The organism is Aestuarium zhoushanense, from assembly GCF_056431045.1.
In genome coordinates this window covers 274605-288854 of record NZ_JBWKMA010000022.1, presented here as the reverse complement: position 1 = coordinate 288854, position 14250 = coordinate 274605, and the positions used below count along the sequence as shown (strand labels likewise).

Genomic DNA, 14250 nt, shown 5'->3' with positions numbered 1-14250 from the left:
TTTCGCCTTTAACGTGCATCGCGTAGCTTGCTCGGAAACCCGAGTGAGTTATGGGGTATGAGTATGGCTTTGGCAGCCGAACGGGCAGACTATGCATTACAAAAGGCGATGGAACAGTTTTGGGCCGTCGGTATTGAAGCGACCCCTTATCCAGAGTTGGTCAAGGTCACAGGGCTGAGCCGCAAGGCGCTCTATCAGCAGTGGCCCGACAAAACGCGGTTGGTGCATGACGCCTTGGATCGCTACCGCAAATCCGTTCTCATTGATCAATGCGAGATTTTCAAAACACCTGGTCCAGCAGCGGTGACACGGTTTTGGGATGCGCTAGAGGCTGCGGTTGTTCCCGATTGGCAGGGGTGTTTCCTGCTTCGCTCGGCGGCGGGGGAGTTGCGCCACGATGAAAAGGCGCGGCAGATGTATACGGAACACCTATCCACCATTCAGCGTGGGATCATGATGTCGTTGAAGGGGCACCATAAGGACCCAGCGGGTGCGGCGTGGCAGGCAGTTGGGGTTATGACCTTGGTCACGGCGCTCGCGGGGCAGGGCATGCCCTTGGCCATGCTCAAGCCCGTTTTTGCCGCAGGTCGTACGGCAACCGCGTTTTAGTGTCCGCGGATAATCGGGATCAGGGTTAGCACCAATAGGACGGCCATGGTGATGTTAAACGCCCGAAGTCGGCCATGATTGTTCAGGAAACGGCGTGCCTGTTGGCCCAATGCGTTCCAGAAAAAGATCGACGGTAGGTTGGTGCACATGAACGTCAGAGCCACAAGCAGAACCTGCGCAAAGGAATGGTCTGCCGTGTAAGCGCTGATCGCGGTCAGGGCCATGAACCAGCCCTTGGGGTTGACCCATTGAAACGCTGCGGCCTGCAAGAAGGTCAGTGGCTTGCCTTCGGCCTCGGGTGCGTCTGGCGATTTGGGTGCGGCATTCGCGATCTTCCATGACAGATACAGCAGATAGGCGACCGAGCCCCATTTCATCACGACAAGCATGATTGGGAAGGTGTCGAACACCTGCACCAGACCTGCGCCCAGAACAAGGATCATGAACGAATGGCCGAGGCCTACGCCCAGAATATGTGGGATCGAGCGGCGAATGCCAAAGTTGGCCCCTGAGGCCATCAACATCATGTTGTTCGGCCCCGGAGTGATGGAGCTGACAAAGGCAAAGCCGATAAGGGCGACGATCAATTCGTAGGTCATGCCTCGTGCTGTGACAAATGTCTCAGGTCGCTGCAATCGAAATCGTGAGGGCTGGAAAAGCAAACGGCGGCACCCGGGAGGAGGAGGGGTGCCGCCGTGCTATTCGGCGAACGCTCAGGGAGGAGGAGAGAGCATTCGCTTGGCGAAGCGTCCGGTCAGGGAGGAGGAGAGACCATCTGCTTCTATGCGGAACCTTCAGGGAGGAGGAGAGAAGGTCCCGTATCTGAATTTGGTGCGGCGGGATCAGGGAGGAGGAGAGATCCCGCCGCTATTTCACGGACCTTCAGGGAGGAGGAGGAGGGTCCGTAAACTCTATTCTTTTGCGGCAGCCCCCTAGGGAGGAGGAGAAGGGGGCCGCCGCTTTAGTCACGATCCGCTCAGGGAGGAGGAGAGAGCAGATCGTTGTCGAAGGTCCCAGGGAGGAGGAGAGGGACCATCGTATTCTATGTCTTAGGCGCCGTAGGCAGCTTCGATTGCGATGCTTTTGATCATCGAGCGGGAGATGCCCAGATCAGCAAGTTCGCGGCCAGAGAGCTGCGACAGTTCATTGATTGTCGCGCGGTATACTTTGTACTTGGCGAAGCGATCAGCGAGGTTTGCGAAGAAGCCGCCAAAAGCGGGGGTGTAACCAGTGCGGACGTCGTTTGCGTAAGCCATGTCATTCTCTTTTCATCGTGTCCCGCATCGGGCGGGTCTGTTTCATCTTTTGGCGTTTCGTAGTTCGCCGTGGCATCTTGCTGCCGTTGGACCTAATTTGGCGCTAATGCTGCGGATGCACAATTGGGACTTTCGTCAATGCCGCCATGCAGCAAATGCATACGAAGTGCTGACCTATTTCACATAGGCGTTACATTGCAGGGGATTTGGCTTGTGATTTGCCTATTCCGTGACATGTTTTGCCGCTGAATTGGGCAGAGTTTGAACAGGAGGGTCTGGTGACCTTAGGGAAAGATACGGTTCTTGAGATATTGAACGGCATTGCGCTGCCCGCAGGTGGGACGCTTGTGTCTAAAGATCTTGTTCGGGCCTTGACGGTTGATGGCGGGCAGATTCGCTTTGTGCTTGAGGCGCCCACACCTGATGAAGCACGCGCGCTGGAACCTGTCCGTCTAGCGGCGGTCGAGGCCTTGCGCGCAGTTGAGGGTGTCACGGACGTGCAAGCGGTGATTACGGCGCACGGACCGTCGAAGCCCGCACAGCCCGCGCCGAGCCTTAAGGTCGGTCGTCATCCGACGCCGCAAGCTGGGCCGCAAGGTGTGCCTGGTGTCAAACGGATCATAGCCATCGGATCGGGGAAGGGCGGCGTTGGGAAATCCACCGTGTCGAGCAACCTCGCCGTAGCTTTGGCGAAGGCCGGTAAAAAGGTCGGTCTATTAGATGCCGATATATATGGTCCCAGTCAGCCACGGATGATGGGTATCACGGGGCGACCATCGTCGCCTGATGGTGAACATATAGAACCGCTCCATGCGCATGGCGTCACGGTCATGTCTATTGGCCTGCTCGTTGATCCTGATAAAGCGGTGATCTGGCGGGGTCCGATGCTGATGGGTGCGTTGCAGCAGATGCTCGGTCAGGTGAACTGGGGCGACCTGGACGTGCTGCTGATCGACCTGCCACCGGGGACAGGCGATATTCAACTGTCGCTCTGCCAAAAGACCCACATGACGGGCGCTATTGTTGTATCGACCCCGCAGGACGTGGCGCTGATCGATGCGCGTAAGGCGATTGACATGTTTAACACGCTCAAGACGCCGATCTTGGGTCTGATTGAGAACATGTCGACCTTCCATTGCCCGAATTGCGGTCATGAGGCGCATATCTTTGGTCATGGTGGGGTAGCTGCTGCGTCCCAAGAGCTGTCGGTTCCGTTCTTAGGGTCGCTTCCGATTGACCTTGATACCCGACTGGCTGGCGACGCGGGGACACCTGTGGCCGCTGGTGGGGGTGCGATGGCCGATGCTTATACAAGTCTCGCCTCGAAGTTGATCGAGGGCGGTCTGGTTTAATTACACTTTTCGAACCTTTTGGTTCTCAGGGCCGTTTGGTTGTTCACCGGACGGCCCTTTGTGTTGCAGATATGGAATCCTATGGAACTGATCTGGCGTCCCAATTTGAATCTGGCTTGCGGTTGCACTCGATCCGAATCACTGCGGCGTGATTTTGAGTGAATTCTAGGAACGTATGCGGAACATTTTCACACCAGATAACCCTGACTGGGAGTGGATGGAATTTTTTGTGAATCCCATGGAACTTGTGGGTCATGGTTTGTGAAATCTATATGTTGTGTCACTGCTTGCGGATCGTGGCATAACCTGCGTCACCTCACGCTCACGTGACCCCTTGGTTATCATTGGTATTGCCCGGCTATCCCCATTAAGTTCCATAAGGTTCCAGAAAGTTGTTGCCAGACTCCGTCCCAATCGGCATATTCAATTCATCGGAAGCAGAGTGATAACAAATACCAAGGGCCGAACTTAAAAAGAGCCCAGAGGCGAAAATAGCAGGTTTCATACAGGCACACGCTTCTTCCGAATAATAGATCCGGCGCGCGAGCGAGCAGACATCCCCCCAGGTGGCGCGCGTTGCTGGACTTCCCGAAAGGGACGGTGGCGGCGGATCGAACAGTGGCAGCAGTTCGATCCGCCGTTCCCTTTTCGGGGTTGGTGAAATCGGGGGCAGGTAAGAGGGACCGCACAAGTGGTTCAGGCGTTTGAAGGCGAATACACCCAGCGGGTGGATAAAAAGGGACGCATGTCGATCCCCGCCGATTTTCGTCGTGTCCTGCTCTCTGGTGATCCCGAAGCCGAAGCCCGCGGTAACCCCCGTTTAAAAATCGTCTACGGTCAGCACCTGAAGAATTGCGTGCAAGCCTATACGATCAATGAATATCAGCGCGTCATTGATGATATCTACGCGATGCCGCGCGAACGCTCTGCTGATCAAAAACGTCTGGCGCACCTCTATGTGACGCAGTCGATCACGCTTGATGTCGATAAGGATGGTCGTGTGATCCTGCCAAAGTCGATCCGCGATAAACTGTCGATCGAAGAGGGGGACGTTTATTTCCGCGGTCTCGTCGGTACGTTCGAGATGTGGAACAACGATATCTTCCAGTCCACGGTTAATGCAGATATTGATGATTGGCTGGATGGCATGGATGACGACTTTGATCCGTTGTCATTGTTGGGGGGCAGCTGATGTCCTCTCCGACCGACCCGCATATTCCCGTTCTCATCAGGCCGCTCATTCGGGCGGTCTCGCCTGTTTCAGGTGTTTGGCTTGATGGCACATTCGGCGCGGGCGGCTATACCCGTGCGCTGTTGGAGGCGGGTGCTGATAAGGTTATCGGAGTGGACAGGGATCCGCTGGCGTTTGAGATGGCAGAGCCGTGGATCGGGGACTTCGGCGACCGGATTGAATTCGTGCAAGGCACCTTTTCGGACATGGATCAATATGCGCAGAACCTTGATGGGGTTGTGCTCGATCTTGGCGTGTCGTCGATGCAGTTGGACCTTGCGGAGCGCGGCTTTTCTTTCATGAAAGAAGGTCCTCTCGACATGCGGATGAGCCAGTCGGGCACCTCTGCAGCGGACCTTTGCAATGATTTGGACGAAGAAGAACTCGCCGATATCATCTACCTTTACGGTGAAGAACGCGCGAGCCGTCGCATCGCAAAGGCTATCGTGAAGGCGCGTCCTCTGACGACCACTCTGCAACTCGCGAAGATCGTTGAAAGCTGCCTGCCGCGGCCCAAACCGGGGCAGAGCCATCCCGCCACCCGCACGTTCCAAGCGCTGCGCATTGCGGTGAATGATGAATACGGCCAGTTGGCTGAGGGCCTTATGGCTGCTGAACGGTCATTGAAGCCGGGTGGTCTCTTGGCTGTTGTGACGTTCCATTCGGTCGAAGATCGGATGACAAAACGGTTCTTCCAATCGCGGTCGGGCAGGACCGCAAACGCGAACCGTTACGCGCCTGAACTGGCGCAAGACAAACCCGCGTTCGAAATGGTCGAGAAAAAGGCCATCGGACCAGATCAGCAAGAATTGACTGAAAACCCGAGGTCGCGGTCGGCAAAGCTGCGCGTTGCACGCCGCACTGATGCGCCATCGGGAGACATGGATCGCAAGGCGCTTGGTATGCCTATGCGTAAAGGGGAGCGGTGATGCGTAGCCTGTTGTATGTTTTGTCCGCGCTTGGGGTCATTGCATTGGCGTTTTGGGCCTATCAGGAAAACTACCGCACTCAAGATTCCATCAAACATGTCCGTCAGTTAAGCCGTGAAATTGCAGCGGCAAACTCTAGCCTGCGGATGCTGCGGGCAGAGTGGGCTTATCTGAACCGTCCTGACCGTCTGCGCGACCTCGTTGATCTGAACTTTGACCGTCTGGGGCTGTTGCCGCTGATGCCCGATGGCTTTGGTCGTGTGGATCAGGTGATCTATCCCTCGCTGCCTTTGTTGCCCGTGTCGGGCCGTATCGTAGAGGTGTCGAGCGATGGTGATGCGGAGGGCTCCCTATGATCCGCACCCCGCTGCGCCCGCTGGCCCGTATTCTGAACGCCCGTCAAGCAGGGGAAAACCCCGACGCGATTGAGGCCGAGAACAAGCGCATCCGTCATGAAGCGATGCGCGACACAGATCGTGTGCGGGCCGAAAGCCGCCTGTACATTTTGGGCGGTTGCTTCTTTTTCGCTTTCACAGCGATCATCCTGAAAATGGGTGTGATTGCAACGACTTTACCCGAAGAACCTCAAGTATCGCGGGGCGGTGATCCGATCCTGTCGATGCGGTCTGATATCGTCGACCGCGAAGGCCGCGTTCTGGCGACGAACTTTGACACTTACGCTGTTTACGCGCACCCGCGCGACATGATCGACCCAGAGGTGGCTGCCTCTGAACTCGCGCGGATTTTCCCAGAATTGGACGAGGAGCGCCTGCTCAAGGATTTCACGGGCAACCGAAGCTTTGTCTGGATCCGCCGCCAGATCAGCCCCGAACAGATGCAAGAAGTCTTTGACATCGGTGAACCGGGTCTGCTGTTCGGGCCGCGCGAAATGCGCCTTTATCCTAACGGGCCAGTTGCAAGCCACATTCTAGGTGGATCGAACTTTGGCCGCGAAGGTGTTGATTCAGCTGAAATCGTGGGTATTGCAGGGGTTGAGCGCCAATTTGACGACTACCTGCGTGATCCTGCGAATGGCGGTGCTCCGCTTCAGTTGTCGATTGACCTGACTGTTCAGGCCGCGACCGAACGCGTTCTTGCGGGCGGTATGATGCTGATGAACGCCAAGGGGGCGGCCGCTGTTTTGATGGACGTGCACACGGGCGAGATCATCTCGATGGCGTCGCTGCCTGACTTTGACCCGAACAATCGTCCCACCGTTCTGACCCAAGGCGACCAGTCCGATAGCCCGCTGTTTAACCGTGCGGTGCAGGGCGTTTACGAATTGGGCTCGACGTTCAAGATTTTGGCTGTTGCGCAGGCGCTAGAGCTTGGCTTGGTCAACCCTGACACCATGATCCAAACGGCGCCTGCGATCCGCATCGGCGGCTTTGCGATCAACGACTTCCACAGCTATGGCCGCGAAAACAGCGTCACGGACGTGATTGCGAAATCGTCGAACATTGGCACCGCGCATATCGCGGAAATGATCGGCGGCGAACGCCAGCAGGAATTCCTGCGGTCTTTGGGCATTCTCGACGTATCTCCCGTTGAATTGAGCGAGGCCCGCGCAGGCCGTCCGCAATATCCCCGCGATTGGACGCCAATTAATACGATGACCATTTCCTATGGTCACGGCGTGGCGGCATCGCCGCTCCACCTCGCATCGGCCTATGCTACGCTTGCGAATGGTGGCCGTTTAGTGACGCCAACGTTGATCCATGATGCCTCTAACACGGTGGGCGAACGGGTGATCAGCGAAACTGCCGCACGTCAGTCGGTAGACATGTTGCGTCAGGTAGTGACCCGCGGCACCGCGTCCTTTGGTGAAGTCGCAGGCTATGAGGTTGCTGGTAAAACAGGTACCGCCGACAAGGTGCGCCCGACGGGCGGCTACTACGACGACAAAGTCATCGCGACCTTCGCGTCGGTCTTTCCTGCGTCGGACCCGAAATACGTCCTCGTTGTGACCTTGGATGAACCGAATGACACGACGGGATCAGAGCCGCGCCGCACGGCAGGCTGGACTGCTGTGCCTGTCGCGGCAGAGATGATCCGCCGCGTTGCACCTTTGCTTGGGTTGCGACCGAATATTGAAACTCCCCTCATGACGGGTGTATCGCTCGCTTCAGAATAGGAGGGGCATTTCATATGGCAGGCGCTGCGCAAAAGACGGTCACATTGTCAGACCTAGGACTGACCGCACAGGGGGCCTGCGATGCGCGGGTAAACGCGATCACCATCGATAGTCGCGAAGTCATGCCGGGTGCCCTTTTTGGTGCCATGCCAGGAAGCAACGTCCATGGCGCGGCCTATATCGGCACAGCGCTGGAAAACGGTGCGGTTGCGATTTTGACGGACCGTGCAGGGGCTGAAATGGCCGCTGACGTTTTGGCCGATAGCAGCGCCTGTTTGATTATTTCCGAGGACCCGCGTCAGACCTTGGCGCAAACAGCGGCGCTGTTCTTTGGTGCGCAGCCAGAGGTCGCCGTTGCGGTGACGGGGACCAATGGGAAAACCTCTGTCTCGACCTTCTGCCGTCAGATTTGGACGGAACTTGGCCTTGAGGCAGTAAACCTCGGCACCACGGGTGTTGAAGGGGCGTGGACCTATCCTCTTCGCCACACGACCCCTGATCCGATCACATTGCAGCGGGTTTTGGCCTCGGCCGCGACCGAAGGCGTGACCCATGCCGCGATGGAGGCGTCCTCGCATGGGCTCGATCAGCGGCGTTTGGATGGCGTGATGTTGGCGGCGGCTGGGTTCACGAACTTTACCCAAGATCACCTCGACTATCATAAGACGTTTGAGGCTTATTTCGACGCAAAGATGGGCCTCTTTGACCGTGTGTTGCCGCCCGAAGGCACTGCGGTGATCAACCTCGATGATCCCAAAGGGATCGACGTTCTGCGCATTGCCGAACAACGTGGCCATGAAGTGCTTGGCGTTGGGCGCTCTGATCTCGCACGGTTGCGGCTCTTGTCGCAGCGGTTCGATGCGACGGGGCAGGATTTGCGGTTTGACTGGCAGGGTGAAATTCACCTGACCCGTCTGAACCTCATCGGCGGATTTCAGGCGGAAAACGTTCTCCTTGCGGCTGGGCTGGTGATTGGCGCGGGCGCGGCCCCGCAAGACGTCTTTGACACGCTGCCGCAACTGACGACGGTGCGAGGTCGCATGCAATTGGCCGCCACACGCGACAATGGTGCAGCGGTTTATGTAGATTACGCGCATACGCCTGATGCTATCAAAACCGCGCTGCAAGCCATTCGCCCGCATGTTATGGGGCGCATTATTGCGATTGTTGGCGCGGGTGGCGACCGTGACACCACAAAACGCACTTTGATGGGCGCCGCGGCTGCTGAGAATGCCGATGTGGTGATTGTGACCGACGATAACCCTCGGTCCGAGGATCCCGCTTTGATCCGCGCCGCCGTGATTGAAGGTGCGCATCGTGTTCGGACCAACGATGTCTACGAGGTCGGTGATCGTGCCGAAGCGATCCTACGCGCCGCTGACATGCTTCAACCAGGCGATGCTCTGCTTGTCGCGGGTAAGGGGCATGAGACGGGCCAAATTGTTGGCACCGACCTGCTGCATTTCGATGATGTAGAGGTCGCGTCCCAAGCGGTCCTCGCGCTTGATGGGAAAATTTGATGACAACGCCGCTTTGGACTTCGCGTGATGCTGTGGCCGCAACGGGCGGCACGGCGACTTGTGACTGGTCGGTCACCGGCGTGTCGATTGATACCCGAACCCTGCAAGAGGGCGACCTTTTTGTCGCGCTCAAGGCGGCGCGGGATGGACACGATTTTGTCGCGCAGGCGCTGGCGTCTGGGGCAGGGGCCGCACTGGTCACGCACCGTCCCGAAGGTGTCGCAGAAGATGCGCCGCTGCTGATTGTCGATGATGTTCTGACGGCGTTAGAGGGTTTGGGCCGCGCCGCACGTGCACGGACAAAGGCCCGCGTTGTTGCTGTGACGGGGTCGGTTGGCAAGACCTCGACCAAGGAAATGCTACGCGATGTCTTGGGCACCCAAGGTAAAACTCACGCGGCTGAGGCGTCTTACAACAATCACTGGGGCGTTCCGCTGACCTTGGCGCGGATGCCTGCGGACACGAAATACGCGGTGATCGAAATAGGGATGAACCACCCTGGTGAAATCGCGCCGCTCGCCAAAATGGCGCGACCACATGTGGTCATGATCACAACCGTGGCAGCAGCCCACCTTGAGGCGTTTGAGAATATCGACGGGATCGCCCGCGAGAAGGCCGCGATTTGCGAGGGGCTAGAGCCCAAAGGCACCGCCGTTCTGAACGGTGATCTGTCGAATTCGCCAATCCTAATTGATGCAGCCCATGCCAAAGGCGCGAAGGTCATCACCTTTGGTCAGTCCAAAGGATGTCACCACCGGATGCTCGACCTTCGGATTTGCGAAGGTGCAACCGTGGCGCAGGCCCGTGCATGGCGGACGCCTGTCTTGCTCAAGGTCGCGACCGAAGGCCGTCATTTTGCCATGAACGCCTTGGGTGTGGTGGCTGTGGTGCAGGCGCTCGGCGCGGATCGGACTAAGGCGATGCTCGACCTCGGGCAATGGTCGCCGCCTGCTGGGCGCGGCCTCTCTGAACAAATCGTCACCGATCCTGCCCGCGATGGTCATTACTTTGATCTGATTGACGATGCGTTCAACGCGAACCCCACATCGCTTTCTGCGAGCCTCGAAGTGCTGGCTGCACGAAAGCCCCGCAATGGCTTTGGCCGCTATGCCAAAGGTCGCCGTGTTGCGATCCTCGGGGATATGCTCGAACTGGGTCCAGATGAAATTGCACTGCACGCTGGGATGGTGAATGATCGGTCGATTGCTGATATTCAGGTGGTCCACTGCGTTGGCAACCGTATGCGCCACATGTGGGAAGCGCTCCCGGAAGGGAAACGCGGCCACTGGGAAGAAACCGCCCAAGATCTCATCCCCGATATTAACCGTTTGGTAGACAGCGGTGACGTTGTTTTGGTTAAAGGGTCCAAAGGCAGCAAAGTCAGCCTAGTCGTTGACGCGCTCCGTAAATTGGGGCAACGCAGAGCCAAGTCCGAACAAGAGGCCTGATTTTTATGCTGTATTTGTTAACAAACCTGTCTGATGGCGGCGATTTCTTTAACCTTTTCCGCTACATCTCTTTCCGCGCGGGTGGGGCGTTCCTCACGGCGCTGATCTTTGGTTTCATGTTCGGGAAACCGCTGATCAACGTTCTGCGTCGTAAGCAGGGTAAGGGGCAGCCAATCCGTTCTGACGGACCTGAGGGCCACTTTGTCAAAGCAGGTACGCCGACGATGGGCGGGCTGTTGATCGTTGGAGCCTTGGCGTTTTCGACAATCCTCTGGGCGCGGATGGACAACCCGTTCGTGCTGATGGTGCTGTTTGTCACTCTGTCCTACGCGATGATCGGTTTCGCCGACGACTACGCAAAGGTCAGTAAGCAAAGCACCGATGGCGTGTCGGGCAAGGTGCGACTTGTCCTCGGGTTCGTCGTTGCTGCGCTGGCCGGGTTCTGGGCGTCCTATTTCCACCCCGAGGCGTTGTCCAACGAACTGGCCTTCCCGATCTTCAAAAACCTACTGGTCGATTTGGGCTTCCTCTTTGTGCCCTTTGCGATGCTCGTCATCGTGGGTGCTGCGAATGCTGTGAACTTTACCGATGGCTTGGACGGTCTGGCTGTGATGCCCGTGATGATCGCGGCGGCGACCTTTGGGATCATCGCTTATGCGGTCGGTCGCGTCGATTTTACCGAATACCTTGAGGTGCATTACGTCCCCGAAGCAGGTGAGATCACCATTTTCTGTGCGGCCCTCATCGGCGGCGGCCTAGGGTTCCTGTGGTATAACGCACCGCCCGCCGCTGTGTTCATGGGCGACACGGGTTCGCTCGCGCTGGGTGGTGCCTTGGGCGCGATTGCAGTTGCGACAAAGCACGAGATCGTTCTGTCGATCGTCGGCGGCCTTTTTGTGATGGAGACCCTGTCGGTCATCATTCAGGTCGCGTACTTCAAACGCACGGGCAAACGTGTGTTCCTGATGGCGCCGATCCACCACCACTACGAAAAGAAGGGCTGGTCAGAGCCGCAGATCGTGATCCGCTTCTGGATTATCTCGCTCATCCTTGCGATGATCGGTCTGGCGACGCTCAAAGTCCGCTAATTCCTATATCATACTGAGGTTCTCATGATCCCCGTTCTCGGTTTCGAAGATCAGACCGTTGCTGTCCTTGGCCTTGGTCGGTCTGGGCGAGCTACGGCGGCTGCGCTCAATGCGGGCGGGGCTCGTGCGGTGGCATGGGACGATAACCCTGCGGCCCGCGATGCGGCAGAGGCCGAAGGGATCGAATTGCGTGACATGACGCGGCAGGGGGCCTTTGATGGCGTGTCTTGTCTGGTCGTGTCGCCCGGTATTCCGCATCTCTATCCTGCGCCGAACCCTGTGATCGCTGCGGCTTGGGATGCGGGCGTAGCAGTCGATAATGACATCGGTCTCTTTTTCCGATCCTTTGCGACCTACGCATGGGACGATTTCGACCAACAGCCCAAGGTGATCGCGGTCACTGGGTCCAACGGGAAATCGACGACCTCTGCCTTGATTCACCACATCCTGAAAGAGGCAGGCCGCCCAACCCAATTGGCGGGTAACATCGGTCGTGGCGTTTTGGACATTGATCCTGCCCGCGATGGCGAGGTTGTGGTGCTGGAACTGTCGTCCTACCAAACCGATCTTGCCCGTGCGATGACACCCGATGTGGGTGTGTTCACCAACCTGTCGCCTGATCATCTGGATCGGCACGCGGGATTGGGCGGCTATTTCGCGGCCAAGCGCCGTCTGTTTGCCGAAGGTGGCCCTGATCGCTGCGTCATTGGTGTGGACGAGGTTGAGGGGCGTTACCTCGCCAATCAACTGTCCGAAGGGCAGGCGGATGATCGTGTGATCCGTGTTTCCTCGGCTCGGAAACTGGATGGCGAAGGCTGGACCGTTTTTGCGCGCAAAGGGTTCCTCGCCGAATGGCGCAAGGGGCGTCAGGTGGCGTCGATTGATATGCGCGGTATCCTTGGCCTTCCGGGGGCGCATAACCACCAGAACGCTTGTGCCGCCTATGCGGCCTGTCGAACCTTGGGGATCGGCCCGAAAACGATCGAAGAAGCGATGAAGTCCTACCCCGGTCTGCCGCACCGCAGCCAGTTGATCGGCGAAAAAGACGGCGTGCGCTATGTGAATGACAGCAAGGCCACGAACGTCGATAGCGCGGCGAAGGCGCTGCAAGCGTTTCCGCGTATTCGCTGGATTTGTGGCGGTCTTCAAAAAGAGGGCGGCTTGGACGGTTTGTTGCCGCATCTGGGCGCTGTGGCGAAAGCCTATGTGATTGGCCGTGAAGCGGCACAATTCGCGATGCAGCTCGGCGGGATTGAAGCTGAGGTCTGCACAACAATGGAAGGGGCAGTGACTCGCGCGAGTGCCGAGGCAGAGGCGGGCGATACGGTCCTGCTGGCGCCTGCCTGTGCGAGTTTCGATCAATATGACAACTTCGAAAAGCGCGGCGATGATTTCGCGGCGCAAGTGCGGGCGATCATCGGGTAAAGGGAGGGGCGCTGCCCCTCTTGGCCTGACGGCCAATTCACCCCGGGATATTTCGGGCACAAAGGCAGGTCAGGCGCGGTTTGCGATGGCCGTGCCTGCGGCATGGGCGGAGGCCCACGCCCATTGGAAGTTATATCCGCCGAGCCACCCTGTGACATCCACGGATTCCCCGATGAAATAGAGGCCCTCGACGGTTTTTGCTTCCATCGTTGTGGAGGATAGGCCGTCGGTATCGACGCCGCCAAGTGTGACTTCGGCGGTGCGGTAGCCTTCGGTCCCTGTGGGTTTGACTTGCCAATGGGATAGAGCGAGGCGGAGGTTTTCAATCCGTCCGTCCGACCATTCCGCGCAATTGCCCGAGAGGTCGAATTCAGCAGTCAGGTGATCGACAAGGCGCGAGGGAAGAATGCGGGCGAGGATGGTTGTGACCGATTTGCGGGGATCGGTGCTGCGCGCCTTTCGGAGTGTTTCGGTCAGGTCAGTCGCGGGGATCAGGTCGATGTCGACCGCTTCGCCGCTGGTCCAGTAGCTCGAGACTTGCAGCATCGCAGGCCCAGAGAGGCCACGGTGCGTGCATAGGAGTGCCTCTGCAAAGGCGGGGCCAGTGGCGGCGCGGGCCAGAACGGGAAGGGCGATGCCTGACACCTCGGCAAAGCGGCTGTCGGAAAAGGTAAAGGGCACGAGGCCAGCGCGTGTGTCTGTGACCGCGAGGCCAAACTGCTCTGCAATTTGATAAGCGAGGCCCGTCGCGCCCATTTTGGGGATCGATTTACCGCCCGTAGCTACAACGAGATGATCGGCCTCTACCGTGATGTCTTTGCCATGGCGACGCAGTGACACGATAAAGGGGTCGGTGCTGCGCACCTCGACGATTTCGGTTTCAAGCCAGAGTTTCGCGCCTGCCTTTTCTGCCTCAGTGACCAGCATATTCACGATGTCCTTGGCGGAGTTGTCGCAGAACAATTGGCCGAGCGTCTTTTCATGCCAGCCGATGCCATAAGCGCTGACCAACCCGATAAAGTCCCACGGCGTATAGCGGGCGAGGGCGGATTTGCAGAAATGGGGGTTCTGGCTGAGGAAGTTCTTAGCCGACACATCCATATTCGTGAAATTGCAGCGCCCACCGCCAGAAATGCGGATCTTTTCACCCGCACGTTTCGCGTGGTCGACAACCAATACATCGCGACCCGCATGGGCAGCGCAGAACAGGCCGGCGGCACCGGCGCCAAGGATGAGTGTACGAACCTTCATGTGCCTT

General features: G+C 58.0%; 13 protein-coding genes. 10 read left to right on the top strand and 3 right to left on the bottom strand.

Features of this window, described 5'->3' with window-relative positions; genetic code table 11:
* Positions 1–63: 63 nt before the first annotated feature.
* Positions 64–609, top strand: a complete 546-nt coding sequence (locus AC07ED_RS08870; RefSeq protein WP_158664534.1) for a TetR/AcrR family transcriptional regulator — start codon at positions 64–66, stop codon at positions 607–609.
* On the opposite strand, the gene AC07ED_RS08865 is transcribed toward AC07ED_RS08870, so the two are convergent.
* Together AC07ED_RS08865 and AC07ED_RS08860 are read right to left on the bottom strand one after the other, a co-directional pair.
* Positions 606–1208 (bottom strand): LysE family translocator, encoded by a 603-nt coding sequence (locus AC07ED_RS08865; RefSeq protein ID WP_105235467.1) that lies wholly within the window; start codon positions 1206–1208, stop codon positions 606–608. The genes AC07ED_RS08870 and AC07ED_RS08865 overlap by 4 nt on opposite strands.
* A 450-nt stretch (positions 1209–1658) precedes the next feature.
* Positions 1659–1865 (bottom strand): DUF1127 domain-containing protein, encoded by a 207-nt coding sequence (locus tag AC07ED_RS08860; protein WP_105235466.1) that lies wholly within the window; start codon positions 1863–1865, stop codon positions 1659–1661.
* 278 nt (positions 1866–2143) lie between these two features.
* Between AC07ED_RS08860 and AC07ED_RS08855 the strand changes: the two genes are divergently transcribed.
* The 9 genes from AC07ED_RS08855 to murD all read left to right on the top strand — a co-directional run bounded on the left by AC07ED_RS08855 (position 2144) and on the right by murD (position 12992).
* Positions 2144–3217 carry an Mrp/NBP35 family ATP-binding protein gene (locus AC07ED_RS08855; protein ID WP_105236372.1) on the top strand — a complete coding sequence of 358 codons (1074 nt, stop codon included), beginning with the start codon at positions 2144–2146 and terminating at the stop codon, positions 3215–3217.
* A gap of 691 nt (positions 3218–3908) precedes the next feature.
* The gene (locus tag AC07ED_RS08850) at positions 3909–4409 is read left to right on the top strand and encodes a division/cell wall cluster transcriptional repressor MraZ (RefSeq protein WP_074038962.1); all 501 of its coding nucleotides are present in this window, start codon (positions 3909–3911) and stop codon (positions 4407–4409) included.
* Positions 4409–5377, top strand: a complete 969-nt coding sequence (gene rsmH / locus AC07ED_RS08845; protein ID WP_105235465.1) for a 16S rRNA (cytosine(1402)-N(4))-methyltransferase RsmH — start codon at positions 4409–4411, stop codon at positions 5375–5377. Before AC07ED_RS08850 ends, rsmH begins: the two co-directional genes overlap by 1 nt.
* On the top strand, positions 5377–5733 hold the full coding sequence (ftsL, locus tag AC07ED_RS08840; protein ID WP_067549445.1) for a cell division protein FtsL: 357 nt from the start codon (positions 5377–5379) through the stop codon (positions 5731–5733). The genes rsmH and ftsL overlap by 1 nt, the downstream gene beginning before the upstream one ends.
* Positions 5730–7511 (top strand): peptidoglycan D,D-transpeptidase FtsI family protein, encoded by a 1782-nt coding sequence (locus tag AC07ED_RS08835; protein WP_105235464.1) that lies wholly within the window; start codon positions 5730–5732, stop codon positions 7509–7511. Before ftsL ends, AC07ED_RS08835 begins: the two co-directional genes overlap by 4 nt.
* 14 nt (positions 7512–7525) lie before the next feature.
* Positions 7526–9031: a UDP-N-acetylmuramoyl-L-alanyl-D-glutamate--2,6-diaminopimelate ligase gene (locus AC07ED_RS08830; protein WP_105235463.1), complete on the top strand. Its 1506-nt coding sequence runs from the start codon at positions 7526–7528 to the stop codon at positions 9029–9031.
* Positions 9031–10479 carry a UDP-N-acetylmuramoyl-tripeptide--D-alanyl-D-alanine ligase gene (locus tag AC07ED_RS08825; RefSeq protein WP_105235462.1) on the top strand — a complete coding sequence of 483 codons (1449 nt, stop codon included), beginning with the start codon at positions 9031–9033 and terminating at the stop codon, positions 10477–10479. The genes AC07ED_RS08830 and AC07ED_RS08825 overlap by 1 nt, the downstream gene beginning before the upstream one ends.
* Positions 10480–10484: 5 nt before the next feature.
* Complete coding sequence (mraY, locus tag AC07ED_RS08820; RefSeq protein ID WP_105235461.1) at positions 10485–11567, top strand: phospho-N-acetylmuramoyl-pentapeptide-transferase; 1083 nt, start codon at positions 10485–10487, stop codon at positions 11565–11567.
* Positions 11568–11591: 24 nt separating this feature from the next.
* Positions 11592–12992: a UDP-N-acetylmuramoyl-L-alanine--D-glutamate ligase gene (murD, locus tag AC07ED_RS08815; protein ID WP_105235460.1), complete on the top strand. Its 1401-nt coding sequence runs from the start codon at positions 11592–11594 to the stop codon at positions 12990–12992.
* 69 nt (positions 12993–13061) lie between these two features.
* Here the strand turns inward: murD and AC07ED_RS08810 are convergent, their stop codons facing one another.
* A complete protein-coding gene (locus AC07ED_RS08810; RefSeq protein ID WP_105235459.1) occupies positions 13062–14243 on the bottom strand; it encodes a BaiN/RdsA family NAD(P)/FAD-dependent oxidoreductase in 1182 nt (393 codons plus the stop codon).
* Positions 14244–14250: the final 7 nt, after the last annotated feature.